The sequence below is a fragment of the Streptosporangium vulgare genome, from assembly GCF_042428775.1.
Classification (GTDB): domain Bacteria; phylum Actinomycetota; class Actinomycetes; order Streptosporangiales; family Streptosporangiaceae; genus Streptosporangium; species Streptosporangium vulgare.
This window is the reverse complement of sequence record NZ_JBHMBS010000098.1, coordinates 1-1,732: the sequence shown is the minus strand read 5'-3', so window position 1 is coordinate 1,732 and position 1,732 is coordinate 1. Positions and strand designations below refer to the sequence as shown.

Genomic DNA, 1,732 nt, shown 5'->3' with positions numbered 1-1,732 from the left:
TTGACATCCTCTCCGCCCTAAAGGACGGAGATTCCCGCCTGCCGCGTGGGCTTCGGGTGGGTTACTGCTTCGCCGCGCTGCGCCGGGACAAGTCCCGGCCTTACCGGCGCTCCACAGTCGTTTAGTCTCTCCGCCTGTCCGGCGGCGAGAATGTTGATCGCTGCATTGATGTCCCGGTCGTGGGTCGTGCCGCACGGGCAGGTCCAGGACCGGACGTTCAACGGCATCGATTCGGCGATAGTGCCGCATGCTGAGCACAGCTTCGACGATGGGAACCATCGGTCGATCTTCCCGAGGTATCTGCCGTATCGTGCGGCCTTGTACTCCAGCATGCCGACGAACTGTGACCAGCCCGCATCGTGCACGCTCTTGGCCAGCTTCGTACGCGCCATGCCAGACACAGCCAGGTTCTCCACATACACCGCTTGGTTGTCGCGGATCAACGAGGTGGAGAGCTTGTGTGCCCAGTCTCGGCGTGTCTCGGTCACCTTGGCGTACGCCTTGGCGACCTTGAGCTTGGCCTTCTGCCGGTTCGCAGAACCCTTCTCCTTGCGGCTCAGCGCTTTCTGTGCCTTGCGGAGCTTCTTCGCCGCACGCCGAAGGAGGCGCGGATTCGCCACCTTCTGGCCGTCCGAGGTGATCGCGAAATGAGTGAGACCCAGGTCGATACCGATCTCGGAGTCTGTCTCGGGCAGCGACTGGTGCGAGGTCTCGACGACGAACGATGCGAAGTACCGGCCCGCTGAGTCCTTGACCACCGTCACTGACGACGGATCGGACGGCAGTGATCGGGACCAGCGAACCGGAACGTCCCCGATCTTCGGCAGACGCAGCTTCCCGCCCGGCGTGACCGCGAACCGGGCGTTCTTGGTGAACCGGATCGCCTGCCGGGAATCCTTCCGCGACCGGAACCGAGGTGCGGCGACCTTGCGCCCCTTTCGCTTCCCGGAGATCGAGGCGAAGAAGGTGCGATACGCGGTGTTCAGGTCCGCGAGCGCCTGCTGAAGGATCACCGCCGACACCTCGCCGAGCCATGCACGGTCTGGTGTCTTCTTCGCCTCGGTGATGACCCGCTTGGACAACTTTCCGTCCGAGATGTACGGCAAGCCCGCCTCGCGGGCGTCCTGCCGCAGGCGCAGCCCGTCGTTGAACACCGTCCGCGCGCACCCGAACGCCCGCGCCAGCGCTTGACGCTGACCCTGCGACGGGTAGAGGCGGAAGTTGTACCGGAGCTGCACACCAAGATCTTACCATTGGTTTATGGCTGAATATGGAGACGTCAGAACCGGTAGACACTGCATTTTCGTCTTGCATGCCCATTTGGTTTTCGTGACCAAGTTCCGGCATCGGGTATTCACGGGCAGCCATTTGGAACGCATGGAAGAGATCATGCGAGACGTGTGCGCAGACTTCGAGACCGAGCTGCGCGAGTTCGACGGCGAGAGCAACCACGTCCACCTGCTGGTGAACTTCCCTCCCAAGATCGCCCTGTCCAAGCTGGTCAACTCCTTGAAGGGCGTGTCCTCCCGCAGGATGCGCCAGGAGTTCCCCGAACTGGCCCGCCACTACTACCGGGCGAACAAGTTGTGGTCGGGCTCCTACTTCGCCGGGTCGGTGGGCGGCGCACCGCTCAGCGTTCTGCGCCAGTACATCGAGCAGCAAAACCGGCCGAGTTAGGGCACGCTCGGGCCTAGCGGCCCTCCCGCGCGGGCCTTCACCCCCGGCCTGAAGG

General features: G+C 63.6%; 2 protein-coding genes. One reads left to right on the top strand and one right to left on the bottom strand.

Annotated features, from left to right (window positions below; genetic code table 11):
• Positions 1–17: 17 nt before the first annotated feature.
• A complete protein-coding gene (locus ACFFRH_RS44120; protein WP_344747221.1) occupies positions 18–1,238 on the bottom strand; it encodes an RNA-guided endonuclease InsQ/TnpB family protein in 1,221 nt (406 codons plus the stop codon).
• 22 nt (positions 1,239–1,260) lie between these two features.
• Here ACFFRH_RS44120 and tnpA point away from each other — a divergent pair, with 22 nt between their 5' ends.
• Positions 1,261–1,677, top strand: a complete 417-nt coding sequence (gene tnpA / locus ACFFRH_RS44115; RefSeq protein ID WP_344744529.1) for an IS200/IS605 family transposase — start codon at positions 1,261–1,263, stop codon at positions 1,675–1,677.
• Positions 1,678–1,732 lie beyond the last annotated feature (55 nt).

Excerpts from the sequence above, each read along its gene's own strand:
- tnpA (WP_344744529.1), top strand. The coding sequence starts at position 1,261 with ATGGCTGAATATGGAGACGTCAGAACCGGTAGACACTGCATTTTCGTC.